The organism is Rhodococcus sp. PvR099 (genome assembly GCF_017833315.1).
Lineage (GTDB): Bacteria > Actinomycetota > Actinomycetes > Mycobacteriales > Mycobacteriaceae > Rhodococcus_G > Rhodococcus_G oryzae.
Genome location: NZ_JAFIBV010000001.1, coordinates 527,966 through 541,723 on the forward strand (window position 1 = coordinate 527,966; position 13,758 = coordinate 541,723).

Annotated in this window: 14 protein-coding genes; 10 read left to right on the plus strand and 4 right to left on the minus strand. The window is 68.0% G+C overall.

Features of this window, described 5'->3' with window-relative positions; translation table 11 throughout:
• Positions 1-102: 102 nt before the first annotated feature.
• Complete coding sequence (locus tag JOE46_RS02430; RefSeq protein WP_209926135.1) at positions 103-954, plus strand: nuclear transport factor 2 family protein; 852 nt, start codon at positions 103-105, stop codon at positions 952-954.
• 140 nt (positions 955-1,094) lie between these two features.
• Positions 1,095-2,063 (plus strand): hypothetical protein, encoded by a 969-nt coding sequence (locus JOE46_RS02435; RefSeq protein ID WP_209926136.1) that lies wholly within the window; start codon positions 1,095-1,097, stop codon positions 2,061-2,063.
• Between the two features lie 783 nt (positions 2,064-2,846).
• On the opposite strand, the gene JOE46_RS02440 is transcribed toward JOE46_RS02435, so the two are convergent.
• Positions 2,847-3,731, minus strand: coding sequence for a diacylglycerol kinase (locus tag JOE46_RS02440; protein ID WP_209926140.1), 885 nt, complete (start codon positions 3,729-3,731; stop codon positions 2,847-2,849).
• A complete protein-coding gene (locus JOE46_RS02445; protein WP_245221282.1) occupies positions 3,728-5,308 on the minus strand; it encodes an FAD-binding oxidoreductase in 1,581 nt (526 codons plus the stop codon). Before JOE46_RS02445 ends, JOE46_RS02440 begins: the two co-directional genes overlap by 4 nt.
• Positions 5,309-5,394: 86 nt before the next feature.
• On the opposite strand from JOE46_RS02445, the gene JOE46_RS02450 reads away from it, so the two are divergent.
• The 3 genes from JOE46_RS02450 to JOE46_RS02460 all read left to right on the plus strand — a co-directional run bounded on the left by JOE46_RS02450 (position 5,395) and on the right by JOE46_RS02460 (position 8,192).
• Positions 5,395-6,000 (plus strand): TetR/AcrR family transcriptional regulator, encoded by a 606-nt coding sequence (locus tag JOE46_RS02450; RefSeq protein WP_097211202.1) that lies wholly within the window; start codon positions 5,395-5,397, stop codon positions 5,998-6,000.
• An 8-nt stretch (positions 6,001-6,008) separates the two neighbouring features.
• Complete coding sequence (locus tag JOE46_RS02455) at positions 6,009-7,514, plus strand: glycerol-3-phosphate dehydrogenase/oxidase (protein ID WP_209926142.1); 1,506 nt, start codon at positions 6,009-6,011, stop codon at positions 7,512-7,514.
• A gap of 123 nt (positions 7,515-7,637) precedes the next feature.
• Positions 7,638-8,192: a DinB family protein gene (locus JOE46_RS02460; RefSeq protein WP_097211204.1), complete on the plus strand. Its 555-nt coding sequence runs from the start codon at positions 7,638-7,640 to the stop codon at positions 8,190-8,192.
• Here JOE46_RS02460 and JOE46_RS02465 read toward each other — a convergent pair.
• Positions 8,189-8,809, minus strand: a complete 621-nt coding sequence (locus tag JOE46_RS02465) for a pyridoxamine 5'-phosphate oxidase family protein (protein WP_097211205.1) — start codon at positions 8,807-8,809, stop codon at positions 8,189-8,191. The genes JOE46_RS02460 and JOE46_RS02465 overlap by 4 nt on opposite strands.
• 165 nt (positions 8,810-8,974) lie before the next feature.
• Here JOE46_RS02465 and JOE46_RS02470 point away from each other — a divergent pair, with 165 nt between their 5' ends.
• From JOE46_RS02470 to recX, 5 genes are all read left to right on the plus strand, one after another.
• The gene (locus tag JOE46_RS02470; protein WP_179800505.1) at positions 8,975-9,958 is read left to right on the plus strand and encodes an LLM class F420-dependent oxidoreductase; all 984 of its coding nucleotides are present in this window, start codon (positions 8,975-8,977) and stop codon (positions 9,956-9,958) included.
• A 52-nt stretch (positions 9,959-10,010) separates the two neighbouring features.
• A complete protein-coding gene (locus JOE46_RS02475; RefSeq protein ID WP_097211207.1) occupies positions 10,011-11,159 on the plus strand; it encodes a glycosyltransferase in 1,149 nt (382 codons plus the stop codon).
• A gap of 22 nt (positions 11,160-11,181) precedes the next feature.
• Complete coding sequence (locus JOE46_RS02480; RefSeq protein ID WP_209926143.1) at positions 11,182-11,376, plus strand: DUF3046 domain-containing protein; 195 nt, start codon at positions 11,182-11,184, stop codon at positions 11,374-11,376.
• Between the two features lie 234 nt (positions 11,377-11,610).
• On the plus strand, positions 11,611-12,654 hold the full coding sequence (gene recA / locus JOE46_RS02485) for a recombinase RecA (RefSeq protein ID WP_077041372.1): 1,044 nt from the start codon (positions 11,611-11,613) through the stop codon (positions 12,652-12,654).
• A gap of 7 nt (positions 12,655-12,661) precedes the next feature.
• A complete protein-coding gene (recX, locus tag JOE46_RS02490; protein ID WP_097211209.1) occupies positions 12,662-13,222 on the plus strand; it encodes a recombination regulator RecX in 561 nt (186 codons plus the stop codon).
• On the opposite strand, the gene JOE46_RS02495 is transcribed toward recX, so the two are convergent.
• The gene (locus JOE46_RS02495; protein WP_097211210.1) at positions 13,219-13,659 is read right to left on the minus strand and encodes a hypothetical protein; all 441 of its coding nucleotides are present in this window, start codon (positions 13,657-13,659) and stop codon (positions 13,219-13,221) included. The genes recX and JOE46_RS02495 overlap by 4 nt on opposite strands.
• Positions 13,660-13,758 lie beyond the last annotated feature (99 nt).

Here is a 13,758-nt window from a genome sequence, read left to right on the forward strand (position 1 = left end):
TTGCATTCTCGACTGCACGCTGAATCATCTGGATATCAGTGAATGCCCGCAGCTTCCCGTCTTTCCTTTCCCTGTAAAACTGCGATCACGTGAGGTTTCGTCATGCAACGACAGTGGGTGGATACCCCCGAATACAACAAGGACCTGGTTTATCGGTTCTACGATCTCGCATTCAATGAGCAGCGGCTCTCCGATGCGGCCTACGAATTCATGACCGCGGAGTGCATGGAGCACGACCCGATCTGCGGCGATGGCACTCCGGGATTCCTGATTTCACTGGGAAATTTCTTGCGGAAGTACCCCAACCAGTGGTCCAACGTCCTGCGCGTCATCGGCGAAGGCGAGACAGTTTTTCTACACTCGCACCTGGAGCTCGGCGGAGAGCACACCGATATGGCGATTGCGGACTTCTTCCGCATTGACGCGGGCAAGATCGACGAGCACTGGGATAATGTCGAGTACATGCCAGGCAAGACGACGAATGTCGATCGAATGTTCGACGGCCCCCGAGTCCCGCTACCGCTTAGCAAGGAAGAGGTCGCACGGAACAAGGCGATCGTCACCGATTTCCTGACCGCGATCTTCGCCGGTCCCGTTGCCGAGTTGCCAGCAGTGGTGTCGAAGGCCTGTCGCGCCGACTTTGTGCAGCATGGCTCTGCATACGGTGACGGTGCTGAGGCCTTCTCTGACGGTCTTGCCCAGATTCGCTCAGAGCTGGATCCGGTGCGCAAGGGTGACTTCAAACTGGCCCGGATCATCGGCGACGGATCGTTCGTCGTCGCGCAGACGTTCGTGCCGTACGCCGAGAACGAGGACGAAGACCGTTCAGGCCGCGGGACAATCAATATCTTCCACCTGGATGAGCAGGGCCTCATCGCTCATCACTGGGAGACGATCCAGATTCACCCCAGCGAGACCAAGCACGGCAATAGCGTCTGGGACAACGGCCGCTAGACATCCGACGGGGCTCGGCCCCTCGATCATTGCTGGTTGTCGCCGGCGGCTCGGCGGCCGGCGACAACCAGTGATTTCAATCGATTGCGCATCTTGACAGTTTGTTTTCTGTGCCCATTTACGGATCAACGGGGGGTTGAGTGGTGTTTGACGTAGATTATCGCAACGAGTGGCATGGCGGTGAGACTGCAGCCGAATTGGAGGTGGTCTTCACGGATCAGCTCAGCGGGCTTTCGTTCTCCGGGGATGGTGCCCTCCGGCTGGACGTGAATATCGACGTGGTTGCCGGCAGTCCGACAAGGGAAGTGTGGACGACCCCGGAGCCGCTCGAGGGCTGTGAAAAGCTGTGCGGGACCGATGGCGCCTACGTGCACACTCGAAACATATTCATGTGTGCCGGTCTGATTCCGGAACAAGATTCGTACAGTGCCGTGACCGAGGAGGCCTATCGTGAGGCGATCAGCGCGCAGCGGAAACTGGGCTTCCCCTACCTGGTGCGGATGTGGAATTACCTAGGTGATATTAATGGCATGAACTCCGAGAATCTCGAAATTTATCGCGACTTCTGCCGGGGCAGAGCGCAGGCCTTCGAACAGCTCGGTGTCGACGGCACGCACATGCCGGCCGCGACCGGGATTGGAAAGTCGGATCCAGGCATCGTCTGGTACTACCTGGCCTCCCGGACCCCGATCGTGCAGAACATCGAGAATCCGAACCAGATGCCGGCCTACACATATCCGCGTCGATACGGTCCCAAATCGCCGAGCTTCAGCCGGGCATCACGCCTAGTGCGCGCAGCCGAATCGGCTCCCGTGAAGACGCTGGTTTCCGGTACCGCCGCAATCATCGGTCACGAATCCCAGCACATCGGGAACGTCGACGGCCAACTCGACATCACATTCCAGCACCTCGCACACTTCTGCGATGCCGGCTCGCGGTATTCGGAGGTTAAGGTCTACTACCGGTGCGACGAAGACGTTCCGACCATCATCGCCCGGTGCACGGAGTTCTTTGGCCCGGAGGCGAAGATCATTTACTTGAAGAGCGACGTCTGCCGGGAAGAGCTTCTGGTGGAGATCGAAGGTGTCGTCAAGGAGGGTGTCGCATGACCGACGTCGACGGCGAAGTCTTCGATCCCTTCGCCCCAGGTTCTCCAATGTCCCTAGGCCCCGCCTAGTACCCGCGACTGCGGTCGGAGGTACTCGCCTACGCGCATCCCTTTGTGCTCTGATTGGGGATCTATGCGGATCGCCTGTTGTAGCTGATGGTGTAGGAGGGTGGTCCGATGCGCTATCCGGAGGAGGCGCCGGACCCCTGGGTGCGTGATCATCGCAGCAGCAGCGGGATACCACGCCGAAGCCGATGCGCAGCGGAGGAGTAGCCCACCCACCGGCGCCGGTGGTCGCTGTTCGCGAGTGCTAATCGAATGACGAAGGATCACCGCCGTGCGGCGGCGCTCATGCAGGCTGTGATGCCGCAGGGTCAGGATGTCGTTGCTCAATAGTGTGGGGCTTGTGGAGCGGGAATGCCTTTGACGACCGCCTGCGGGCGCGTCGGCATTCTTCCAATACATACTTACGCACCGTGTTTCGAGTTTGCTGGCATGCCGACCCGCTGGTTAAATCCCCGTCGATTGTCGGAATTCCGCAGTTGGCGGGGGCGTGGCGTACTCCGACTCCGTGCTGTACTAAACCCGGGTCTCCGATCTCACCGATGCCAGGGCCCGGCTGATCCGGGTGAGTGAACGGGGTTCGGCGGCGGCCAGACGGCGGCCGACGCGCTCGCCGAGGTAGAGGCGGAATGGACCGCCCACCTCGGCGAGCGCACGATGTCGCAGCTTCGCCGCGCGCTGGTGACGCTGCGCGAGATCACCGATCCCTACGACCGGACCGTCAGCGGATCGGTGCCCCGACGATGACGGATCCGGCGCCGGGAACCGCCTCGATGTCGATCGGCAGCGGGGCGACCCGCTCGCCGTCGGCGTACGCGGTGATGCCCGCCGCCTCGAGCCGGACCCGGCGGGACCGGAACGTCTGAACCTCGTCCAGGTCGACGTGGGTGCCCTTGTAGACCGTCGGGAACAGCCGCACCAGCCGCAACCGGCTGCCCGCCGCCACCACGGTGATGTCCAGCAGTCCGTCGGTGACCTCCGCGTTCGGGGTGATCAGCATGCCGCCGCCGTAGGAGGTGCCGTTGCCGACCGTGACCATCGCCGCGTCCAGCTCGATCGTCTGGTCGTCGAGCACGATCCGGTAGGGGATCGGGCGCAACTGTGCCAGCTCGACGAGCATGGCGACGTTGTAGCGCATCGGCCCGCGGGGCCACCGCAGCCGGTTCGCCCGGTCGGTGACCAGCGAGTCGAAGCCGCTGGAGAGCACCGTGCCGAACCAGCGGTCGCCGATCTTGCCGAGATCGATCGTCTCGGTGGTGCCGCGGGCGATGACATCGGCGGCGGCGGCCGGGTCGTCGACCGGGATGTGGAACAGCCGGGCGTGGTCGTTGCCGGTGCCGCCGGGGATGATGCCGAGCGGGATGCCACTCTGGGCCAGGGCCTGCCAGGCGATGCTGATCAGCCCGTCGCCGCCGGCCGCGACCAACGCGTCGGTGCCGTCGGCGACCGCCTTCCGTGCCAGCTCGAGTGCCTCGGCCGCGGAGTCTCCCTCGATCTCGGAGACCTGCACGCCGAGCTCGCGGAGCCGGGCGATCGCGGCCGCGGCGGCCTCAGGGGCGTGGCCGTTGCCTGCGGCGGGGTTCGTCAGAACCGTGACTGATCTCATGGAATCAGCTTGCCAGGGTTGAGGATTCCGGTGGGATCAACGGCGTCCTTGACTGCCTGGAGCACCCGTCCGCCCAGCTCGCCGACCTCGTCCGACATCCACGGACGGTGATCGCGCCCGACGGCGTGGTGGTGGGTGATGGTGGCGCCGACGGAGACGATCGCGTCGCCCGCGGCCTTCTTCGCCGCCGCCCACTGGGGCAGCGGATCGGCGGTCTGCGCGCAGACCACGGTGAAGTAGAGGGAGGCGCCGGTCGGGTAGGTGTGCGAGATGTGGCACATCACCAACGCCGGGGTGCCCTGTGCGGTCAGCGATTCGGTGATCGCGCTGGTGACGGCAGTGCGCAGGTTCGACAGGTTCGACCAGGTGGTGGCCGTCTCCAGGGTCTCCACGATGGCGCCCGCGTTGAGCAGCGCATCGCGCAGGTACGGCGCGTCGTAGCGGCCGTGCTCCCAGGACCTGGCGGGCTGCTCGCCCAGGTCGGTGCCGCCCGCGGCGGCGAGCAGTGCGCTCGCCTCGGTGTGCCGGGACTCGACGTGCGCTGTGGTGCCCTCGAAGGTGGTGATCGCCAGGCAGCCCGCCGCGGGGCTCTCGCCGCCGACGTCGCCCGCCAGCGCCAGGTTGAGGCCGGTCTCGGCCTCGTCGGACAGTCGCATCACGGTCGGGGTCGCGCCGGTCTGGATCACCGTGCGCAGCGCGGCGGCACCGGTCTCGAAATCGGGGAACGACCAGGCCCGGTAGGCGGTGGTCTCGGGGACCGGGTGCACCCGAACGGCGACCTCGGTGATGATCCCGAACGCGCCCTCCGACCCGACGAACAGCTCGCGCAGGTCCGGTCCGGCGGCGGACGCGGGCGCCCGGCCGAGATCGAGATCGCCGGTGGGGGTGGCGACCCGGATCCGCTGGACCATGTCGTCGAAGCGGCCGTAACCGGCGGAGGCCTGGCCGGAGGACCTGGTCGCGGCGAACCCGCCGATCGTGGCGAACTGGAAGCTCTGCGGGAAGTGGCCGAGCGAGAAGCCGTGCGTGCCGAGGAGTTGCTCGGCCTGCGGGCCGGTGACGCCTGCCTGCAGGGTCGCGATGCCGGACACGGTGTCGAGCTCGAGCAGCGCGTCCAGGCGGCGCAGGTCGAGGGCGATCACCTCGTCGAATCCGCCGCGCGCCGGGTCGACGCCGCCGACGACGCTGGTGCCACCGCCAAAGGGCACCACCGCGATCGACTCGGCCGCGCAGTACCGCAGCAGGGCGAGCACCTCGTCGTGTGAGCCGGGCAGGACCACCGCGTCGGGGGCATCCTGCGGCTCGGGGTCCTTGCGGCGCAACAGGTCCGGCGTGCTCTTGCCGCCGGCATGGCGGAGCCGGGTCGCGTCGTCGGTGCGCACGTGCTCGGAGCCGATCAGCTCGTCGAGGTCGGTGCGGTGGCCCTCGGTCAGGCTGGTCGGGCGCAGCACCGCGGCCGACTCCTCGGGCGGCGGAGACTGCTCGGCGCTGACGCCGAGTGCGGATCGGAGCAGGGTGAGCACCTGCGGCGAGAGCTGCTTGCGGAACTCGGCGACTCCCCAGGCGTCCCACTCCATGGTGGGTGCAGCGGTGTCGGGGAACTGCGGAGTGGAGGCTGATTGCGGAGCTGCGGTGTCGGACATGCGTTACAGTGTTACATACGATGTCTATCCGTAACGCTGATCCGCAGACTGCAGCTGCAGCGCCCACCGTCGACGACCTCATTCTCGACGCAACCCGAGCCTGCGTGCTCGAGTTTGGCCTGAGACGGACCACCCTGGCCGAGATCGCCCGCCGCGCGGGGGTGAGCCGACCTACCGTGTACCGCCGCTGGCCCGACACCAAGGCCGTCGTCGCGGACCTGCTGACCAGGGAGATCGAGCAGGCGCTGCCGGAGATGTCTGGGTCGGGGAATGCGCGTGAGCTGTTGGTGCGCGGCGTGGCGGAGACCGCCGAGACGGTCCGGACCCACCCGCTGTTCGTCAAGATCCTGCGCTCGGACCCCGAACTGCTCATCACCTACATTGTCGACCGGCTCGGGGCGAGCCAGCGGGCGATCGTCGAGACGCTCACCCCGGTCGTTCTGGTCGGGCAACGCGACGGCTCGATTCGCGCGGGTGATGCCACCGGCATCGCCACCATGATCCTGCTGATGGCGCAGTCGGCCGTGCAGTCCGCCGGCATGGTCGCGGAGATCCTGCCGCCGAAGGCGCTGATCGCGGAGCTTGCGCACGCGGTCGACGCGTACCTCAGACCACCCCTCACATAGGAGCAACGGTGAACCAGCAATCGAAGTCGGCGCTGAACGCGGACCGGCGCAGCCGGGAACTGTCCGGGCTCGGCGACGGGACCGCGGTGGACGTGCTCGTCGTCGGCGGCGGCATCACCGGTGTCGGTACCGCCCTCGACGCCGCCTCGCGCGGCCTGCGGGTGGTGCTCGTCGACAAGCACGACCTGGCGTTCGGGACGAGCCGGTGGAGTTCCAAGCTCGCCCACGGCGGGTTGCGCTACCTGGCCTCGGGAAATGTCGGCATCGCGCGGGAGAGCGCCGTCGAGCGCGGGATCCTGATGACGAGCACCGCGCCGCACCTGGTGCGGGCGATGCCGCAGCTCGTTCCGCTGCTGCCGTCGGTCGGGGCCTTCGAGAAGACCCTGGTGCGAACCGGATTCCTGGCGGGCGACGTGCTGCGGGCGACGGCCCGGACGTCGACGAAGGTGTTGCCGCGCTCGCGCCGGGTGTCCGCCGACCGCGCCGCGGAGCTCGCGCCCGCGGTCCGGCGGGACGGCCTGCGCGGCGGGCTGCTGGCGTTCGACGGCCAGCTGATCGACGATGCCAGGCTGGTGGTGGCCATCGCGCGCACCGCTGCGCAGCACGGCGCCACCGTGCTGACCCGGGTGGGCGCGTACGACGTGACCGGTACCTCGGCGCGGCTGCGCGATGAGCAGACCGGCGAGGAACTGACGATCCGGGCGCGCGCGGTGGTGAACGCGGCGGGGGTCTGGGCCGGGCAGGTCGATCCCGACATCCGGCTGAAGCCGAGCCGGGGAACCCACCTGGTGTTGCCCGCGCAGGCGCTGGGGAATCCCACCGCTGCGCTGACGGTGCCGATCCCGGGCGAGACCAACCGATTCGTCTTCGCGCTGCCCGCGCAGCTCGGGCGGGTCTACCTCGGCCTGACCGACGAGGCGATCGAGGGCGAGATCCCCGACGTGCCACAGGCGGCGGACTTCGAGATCGACTTCCTGCTCGACACGGTGAACACCGCGCTGGGTACGCCGCTGACCCGAGCGGACGTGCTGGCGACCTATTCGGGCCTGCGGCCGCTTCTCGACACCGGTGAGGGCTCCACCGCCGATCTCTCGCGCAACCACGCGGTGCTCCGCTCGTCGAACGGCGTCATCAGCGTGGTCGGCGGCAAGCTCACCACCTATCGGAAGATGGCGCAGGACGCGGTCGACGCGGCCGTCCGCGCGGGAGGTCTCGTGGCGCGGCCGTGTGTGACCACGAAGCTCCCGGTGGTCGGCGCGGGGCAGGTCACCGGCAACCTGCCCGCCTCGCTCGTCGCCCGCTACGGCAGCGAGTCGGCACAGGTGGCGGCTGCGGGCGAGCTCACCCCGATCGCGGAGGGCATCGATGTCACGCACGCCGAGCTGGCCTTCGCGGTCAGCCACGAGGGCGCCCTCGACGTCGACGACCTGCTGGACCGGCGGACCCGGATCGGGCTGGTGCCCGCGGATCGCGAACGTGCGACGGAGGCGGCCGAGGCCGCGCTCAACGGCTGACGGCTGAACGGTTGACGGCGAGGATTTTCGGGGTTTGTCCGCGACCCCGGCAATTGAGGACCGTTTCTGACCGCAATTGCTCGTAGCGTCATCCCTACCAACAGACAAGGGAAGGCCGATCACATGAGCACCGTTCAGAACGCCGCCGCACAGTCCACCGTCACCGGAGAGCATGCCGACATCCTGGCGATGCTGGCCGATCAGCGCCAGACGTTCCTCATCACATTTCGGGGACTCGACGACGCGCAGGCTCGGACGCGGTCGACGGCGAGCGAACTCACCTTGATCGCCCTCGTCAAGCACGTCGCCACCGTGGAGCGGCACTGGATCGAGACGATGCTCGAGCCCGACGAGAACGCCGAGTTCGACATGGAGACCGCCACCGCGGCGTGGACCGTGGGCGAGGACGAGACCTTGGCCTCGCTGCTCGAGGACTACGCGGCAGTCGCGCGCGCGACGGAGGCCGCGGTGTCGGGGGTGCCGGACCTGGGCGCGCTCATCCCGATGCCGACCGCGCCGTGGGCCCCCGAGCGCGAGTGGTGGACGGCCCGAAAGATCCTGCTGCACATCCTCCGGGAGACCGCGCAGCACTCGGGTCACGCGGACATCATCCGCGAGTCGCTCGACGGCGGGAACACCACCATGCAGATGGGGGCCGACGCAGGCATGGAGTTCTAGCGGGGGAGGTCGCGCTCGGCGGCGACTCCGAAGTAGTCGCCGCCCTTGTGCTCCGGGTTGTGGGTGCCCCACGCGCGGACCCTGTCGATCGGCACCAATCGGGGGATGTGCTTGCGGCAGTGGATGTATGCCTCCTCGACGTGAACGAGGACCCACCGCTCCGCGCGGCGGCCGCGCACCCGCTCCGTCGGAATGTCCGGGTGCGCGCGGCGCAGCTCGTCATCGGCGACGATCTGCGCCGTGCCGTTGACGTGCAGGCCGATCAGATCGGTGACGAAATCCGCCATGAACAGCCCGATGTGCGGGTTCTCGACGATATTTCCCAGGCTGGCCATCACCCCGTTGCCCTGGTACTCGGGATATCCGACGAGGTCCGTGGCGAAGACCTGGACGAAGCCCGGTGGGCCGGCCCGCAGCGACACATCGCAGGTTCCATCCGACGCGGACGTGCCGACGAACAGCAGGTCCATTCTCGCGATGAACTCGATCATCGCGGGGTTCAGGTGGGCGCACATCTGGCGGTCGTAGAAACGGTCGGCGCGGAACGAGGTCCCCAGGTCGTCCTGCATCGTCCGCTCGCCGTTGGTTCCGTTCGCCGGGAGTTCGGCGCTGGACATCGTGGTTCTCCTCGAGTCGAGGCATGTGGTGCGAAGCGATCACCCTCATGCTCCGTCCGCCCCAGGGTCCGCCACCACCGACCCTGGGGTGACGATCCGCCACCCTCGGGGTGGCCCGCCTCGGTGCCGCGCGGATCCGGCCCGCCGGGAGTAGCGTCGGAGTTCGTGAGCATTCGACTCGGATATCAGATGCCCAACTTCAGCTACTCGCGGTCGGTGCGGGAGCTGTTCCCCACCGTGATCGCCCAAGCCCGCGAGGCCGAGGCGGCCGGATTCGACACCGCGTTCGTGATGGACCACTTCTATCAGCTGCCCGGCATCGGGGAGCCCGACGAACCGATGCTCGAGGCCTACACCGCGCTGGCAGGGCTGGCGGCGTCGACCCAGAGCATCCAGCTCTCGGCGCTCGTCACCGGCAACACCTATCGCAACCCGCCCATGCTCGCCAAGACGGTGACGACCCTGGACGTCGTCAGCGGCGGGCGGGCCGTGCTGGGCATCGGAGCCGGCTGGTTCGAGCTCGAACACCGCCAGTTCGGTTATGAGTTCGGCACTTTCACCGATCGCTTCGAGCGGCTCGGCGAGGCGTTGGAGATCATCGTGCCGATGCTGCGCGGGCAGCGGCCGACGTTCGAGGGCAAGTGGTACCGGACCGAGGCGGCGATCAACGAACCGCGGATCCGCGACGATCTCCCCATCCTGATCGGCGGCAGCGGAGAGAAGAAGACCTTCGCATATGCCGCCCGGTTCGCCGACCATCTCAACGTCATCTGCAACGCATCCGAGCTGCCCCGCAAACTCGACGCGCTCGAGGCGCGCTGCGCGGAGATCGGCCGGGACCGCAGCACGCTGGAGACGAGCTTCCTGGCGTTCGTGATGATCGACGAGGACGGCGATCGCGCCCGCCGCCTGCAACGGGACTTCCTGCTCGCCCGCGGCATCGACCTGAGCGCGCTCGACGAGGACGAACGCGCCGCCGCCACGGACCGGCAGTTCGTCGGCGATCCCGACGACGTGGCCGAGCAGATCGCGTCGCGGGTCCTCGATCGCGGGATCGACGGCGTCATCATCAACCTGGTCGCGAACGGCCACGAGCCGGGCATCGTCGAGCTGGCGGGCCGGACCCTGGGCGGGTTGGTGCGCCGCTAGGAGGAGGCGAGCGGCGGTCATGGCGCTCGGGCCGCTGTGGCACGCTGACCGGATGCGAGTCGCCGTCGTCGCCGGACCGGATCCGGGTCATGCCATTCCAGCCATTGCGCTCTGCCTGAGATTCATTGCGGCCGGTGACGATCCCGTTCTCTTCACCGGGGTCCGCTGGTTGGAGGCGGCGCGGGAGGCCGGCATCACCGCGCGCAAGCTCAAGGGCCTGGCGCCGCGCCCCGAGGACGACGACATGGACGCGGGTCAGCGCATCCACTCGCGGGCGGCGCACATCTCGACCGAGGTGCTGCCGGACCTGAGCGCGATGCTCCCTGACCTGGTGGTGTCCGACATCCTCACCGCGGGCGGCGGGATGGCGGCCGAACGCCTCGACGTGCCATGGGTGGAGCTGTCGCCGCACCCCCTGTACTCGGCATCGAAGGGGCTGCCGCCCATCGGCAGCGGCCTCGCGCCGGGCGAGGGCCTGCGTGGCCAGGCCAGGGACGCGCTGATGCGCGCGGCCACCGCGCGCTCGATCCGCCAGGGCGCACGCCAGCGATCCGCCGCCCGGGTCGGCGTCGGGCTGCCCGCGACGGACCCCGGCCCGGTCGCCCGGCTGATCGCCACCCTGCCCGCGCTGGAGGTACCGCGGCCGGACTGGCCGGAGAACGCGCACGTGGTCGGCCCGCTGCTGTGGGAGCCGACCTCGGACCTGCTGACGCCGCCGCCGGGCGACGAGCCGCTGGTGATGATCGCGCCCTCGACCGCGTTCACCGGCGCCGAGGGCATGCTGGAGACGGCGCTGAAGGCCCTCGACGGCGCGGGCGTGCGGGTGGTCGCCTCGATGCTCGACGCGCCGCCGACCGACCTGCCCGACTGGGCCCGAGCCGGGCTGGGCAGGCAGGACGCGTTGCTCGCGCAGTCCGCCGCTGTCGTGTGCGGCGGCGGGCACGGCATGCTCGCCAAGACCCTGCTGGCCGGGGTTCCCGCGGTCACGGTGCCCGGCGGAGGGGACCAATGGGAACTGGCGAACCGCGCGTCCAGGCAGGGCAGCGCGGTGGTGGTGCGCCCGCTCGGGGTGGACGCCCTGCGCGAGGCCGTCCTGCGCGTGCTGTCCGAACCCGGGTTCGGAGCGGCCGCGGCGGGCGCGGCGGCAGGCCTGACCGAGGTGGCGGACCCGGTGGCGGTGTGCAGGGCGGCGGCCCGGTGACGGTGCGCGCTACCGTTGCCGTGTGCGACTGACCGAGTTCAACGAGATGGTCCACAGCGAGTTCGGCCGACTGTACGGCGACTCGCTGCTGGTGGACCACGTCCTGATCAGCCTCGACGGCAAGACCGCGGCCGAGGCCATCGAGGCAGGTCGCGATCCCCGCGAGGTCTGGCGCGCGCTGTGTGCCGAGTTCGAGGTCCCGCGCGCCCGCTGGTGAAACCGGATCCGTCGATCGGTCCGGCGCCACGCCGCCGCGGATGTTGACTCGAACAGGTGTTCCCCTATGCTGGGGTGTGTTCGGTGATCGCCCGGATCGGTGACCTTGTCCCTGGACAAGTCGACTGATCACGAACTTGTCGGTACCCCGCTCTAACGTGACGGCATCGCTTGAAACAGATCGCTGATGAATCCCAGATCGCTGGACGAGTCGTTGACTTAAGGAGAACCGAAGATGGCACCACAGGCACACGATCGCGACAAGGCGCTCGAGCTCGCACTGGCGCAAATCGACAAGAACTTCGGCAAGGGTTCGGTGATGCGCCTCGGGGACGAGTCTCGTCAGCCCATCGCGGTGATCCCGACCGGCTCGATCGCGCTGGATGTCGCCCTCGGCATCGGCGGTCTGCCGCGCGGTCGTGTGATCGAGATCTACGGTCCGGAATCCTCCGGTAAGACCACGGTCGCCCTGCACGCGGTCGCCAACGCACAGGCCAACGGCGGAATCGCGGCCTTCATCGACGCCGAGCACGCGCTCGATCCGGATTACGCCAAGAAGCTCGGCGTCGACACCGATGCGCTGCTGGTCTCCCAGCCGGACACCGGTGAGCAGGCGCTGGAGATCACGGACATGCTGATCCGTTCCGGCGCGCTCGACATCCTGGTAGTCGACTCGGTGGCGGCGCTGGTGCCGCGCGCCGAGATCGAGGGCGAGATGGGCGACAGCCACGTCGGTCTGCAGGCCCGCCTGATGAGCCAGGCGCTGCGCAAGATCACGGGTGCGATGAGCAACTCCGGCACCACCGTCATCTTCATCAACCAGCTGCGCGAGAAGATCGGTGTCATGTTCGGCTCGCCGGAGACCACCACCGGTGGTAAGGCGCTGAAGTTCTATGCGTCCGTCCGCATGGACATCCGGCGAATCGAGACGTTGAAGGACGGCTCCGACGCGGTCGGTAACCGCACCCGCATCAAGGTCGTCAAGAACAAGATGGCGCCGCCGTTCAAGCAGGCCGAGTTCGACATCCTCTACGGTCACGGGATCAGCAAGGAAGGCTCGCTGATCGACATGGGCGTCGAGCATGGCTTCATCCGGAAGTCGGGCTCCTGGTTCACCTATGAGGGCGACCAGCTGGGCCAGGGCAAGGAGAACGCCCGGAAGTTCCTGCTGGAGAACACCGACATCCGCGACGAGATCGAGAAGAAGATCAAGGAAAAGCTGGGCATCGGCGCCGACGTGACGGCGGACGCGGCGCCTGCTGCCCCGGTCGACTTCTAGGACCACCGTGCGCTCCGGTGACGATGCCCCCCGGACTCCCGCCGCTCAGGAGGCGCAGGCAAAGGATGTGTGCCTGCGCCTCTTGACGGATCGGGCGCGTAGCCGGGCGGAGCTGGCGAAGAAGCTCGCGGACAAGGGCTTCGACGAGGATGTCGCCGTGCGGGTGCTCGATCGGCTCACCGTGGTCGGCCTGATCGACGATGCGTCCTTCGCCGCCCAATGGGTGCATTCGCGGCACACCTTCTCCGGCAAGGGGAAGCGCGCGCTTGCGATGGAACTGCGCACCAAGGGGGTCGCGCCGGAGATCGCCGCGCAGGCGCTCGACCAGATCGACGGTGACGACGAGCGTGCCCGCGCCATCGAACTGGTGCAGCGGAAGCTGCGCACCATGTCCCTGGACTTCGAGGTGGACGGACCTGGCGGGCGCAGCAGCGAACGGGACCGGGCCGTACGCCGGCTGGTGTCCATGCTGGCCCGCCGCGGCTACCCGCAGTCGATGGCCTTCGATGTGGTGAAGAGCGAACTCGCGCAGGCCGGTTCGGAGCTCGACGGCCTGGTGGACGGCTAGGGCGTCCCTCCCGCGGCCGGGAGGACCCCCACCCTCCTGAGCTCGTCCAGCATCGACGTGCGGGTCAGGTACGCCGCAATCCGCAGTTCATCGCCGCGTCGGCGCAGCAGGAAGTCCGAAGCCATCGTGAGGGTGACGGGGTCCGAGGAGCGTGGCCGTAGCGGGATGGACCAGGTGGTGCTGGCGAGACAGTAGTGCTCGCCCAGCCAGGTAGCGGAGTGCGAGGCGAGGGTGGTGCCGCCGTAGCCGATCGCCTCGAACAGCTCCGAACGTGCGGAGATGCCGGCGAGCAACTGTTCGCGGCTGATGTGCTGGTTGCCGTCCGGATCTCCGACCAGTACCTGGTCTTCGTAGAGCGGCGCGAATTGTTCGGCGCTGTCAGCGTTGGCGTAGCGCGCGAGGAAGGCTTCGATCTGAGCAGAATCGCATGATTGCATGCACTCTAATTATACCGTGGCGGAAGACGATTCGGCGTTAGGCGCGCCGCACTGCGGCTAGTGAAGAAGTGCCTAAGGTCATCGACACTCATCGTGCGC

Excerpts from the sequence above, each read along its gene's own strand:
- JOE46_RS02430 (WP_209926135.1), top strand. The coding sequence starts at position 103 with ATGCAACGACAGTGGGTGGATACCCCCGAATACAACAAGGACCTGGTT.
- JOE46_RS02440 (WP_209926140.1), bottom strand. The coding sequence starts at position 3,731 with ATGAGATCAGTCACGGTTCTGACGAACCCCGCCGCAGGCAACGGCCAC.
- JOE46_RS02445 (WP_245221282.1), bottom strand. The coding sequence starts at position 5,308 with ATGGAGTGGGACGCCTGGGGAGTCGCCGAGTTCCGCAAGCAGCTCTCG.
- JOE46_RS02450 (WP_097211202.1), top strand. The coding sequence starts at position 5,395 with ATGTCTATCCGTAACGCTGATCCGCAGACTGCAGCTGCAGCGCCCACC.
- JOE46_RS02460 (WP_097211204.1), top strand. The coding sequence starts at position 7,638 with ATGAGCACCGTTCAGAACGCCGCCGCACAGTCCACCGTCACCGGAGAG.
- JOE46_RS02465 (WP_097211205.1), bottom strand. The coding sequence starts at position 8,809 with ATGTCCAGCGCCGAACTCCCGGCGAACGGAACCAACGGCGAGCGGACG.
- JOE46_RS02475 (WP_097211207.1), top strand. The coding sequence starts at position 10,011 with ATGCGAGTCGCCGTCGTCGCCGGACCGGATCCGGGTCATGCCATTCCA.
- recA (WP_077041372.1), top strand. The coding sequence starts at position 11,611 with ATGGCACCACAGGCACACGATCGCGACAAGGCGCTCGAGCTCGCACTG.
- JOE46_RS02495 (WP_097211210.1), bottom strand. The coding sequence starts at position 13,659 with ATGCAATCATGCGATTCTGCTCAGATCGAAGCCTTCCTCGCGCGCTAC.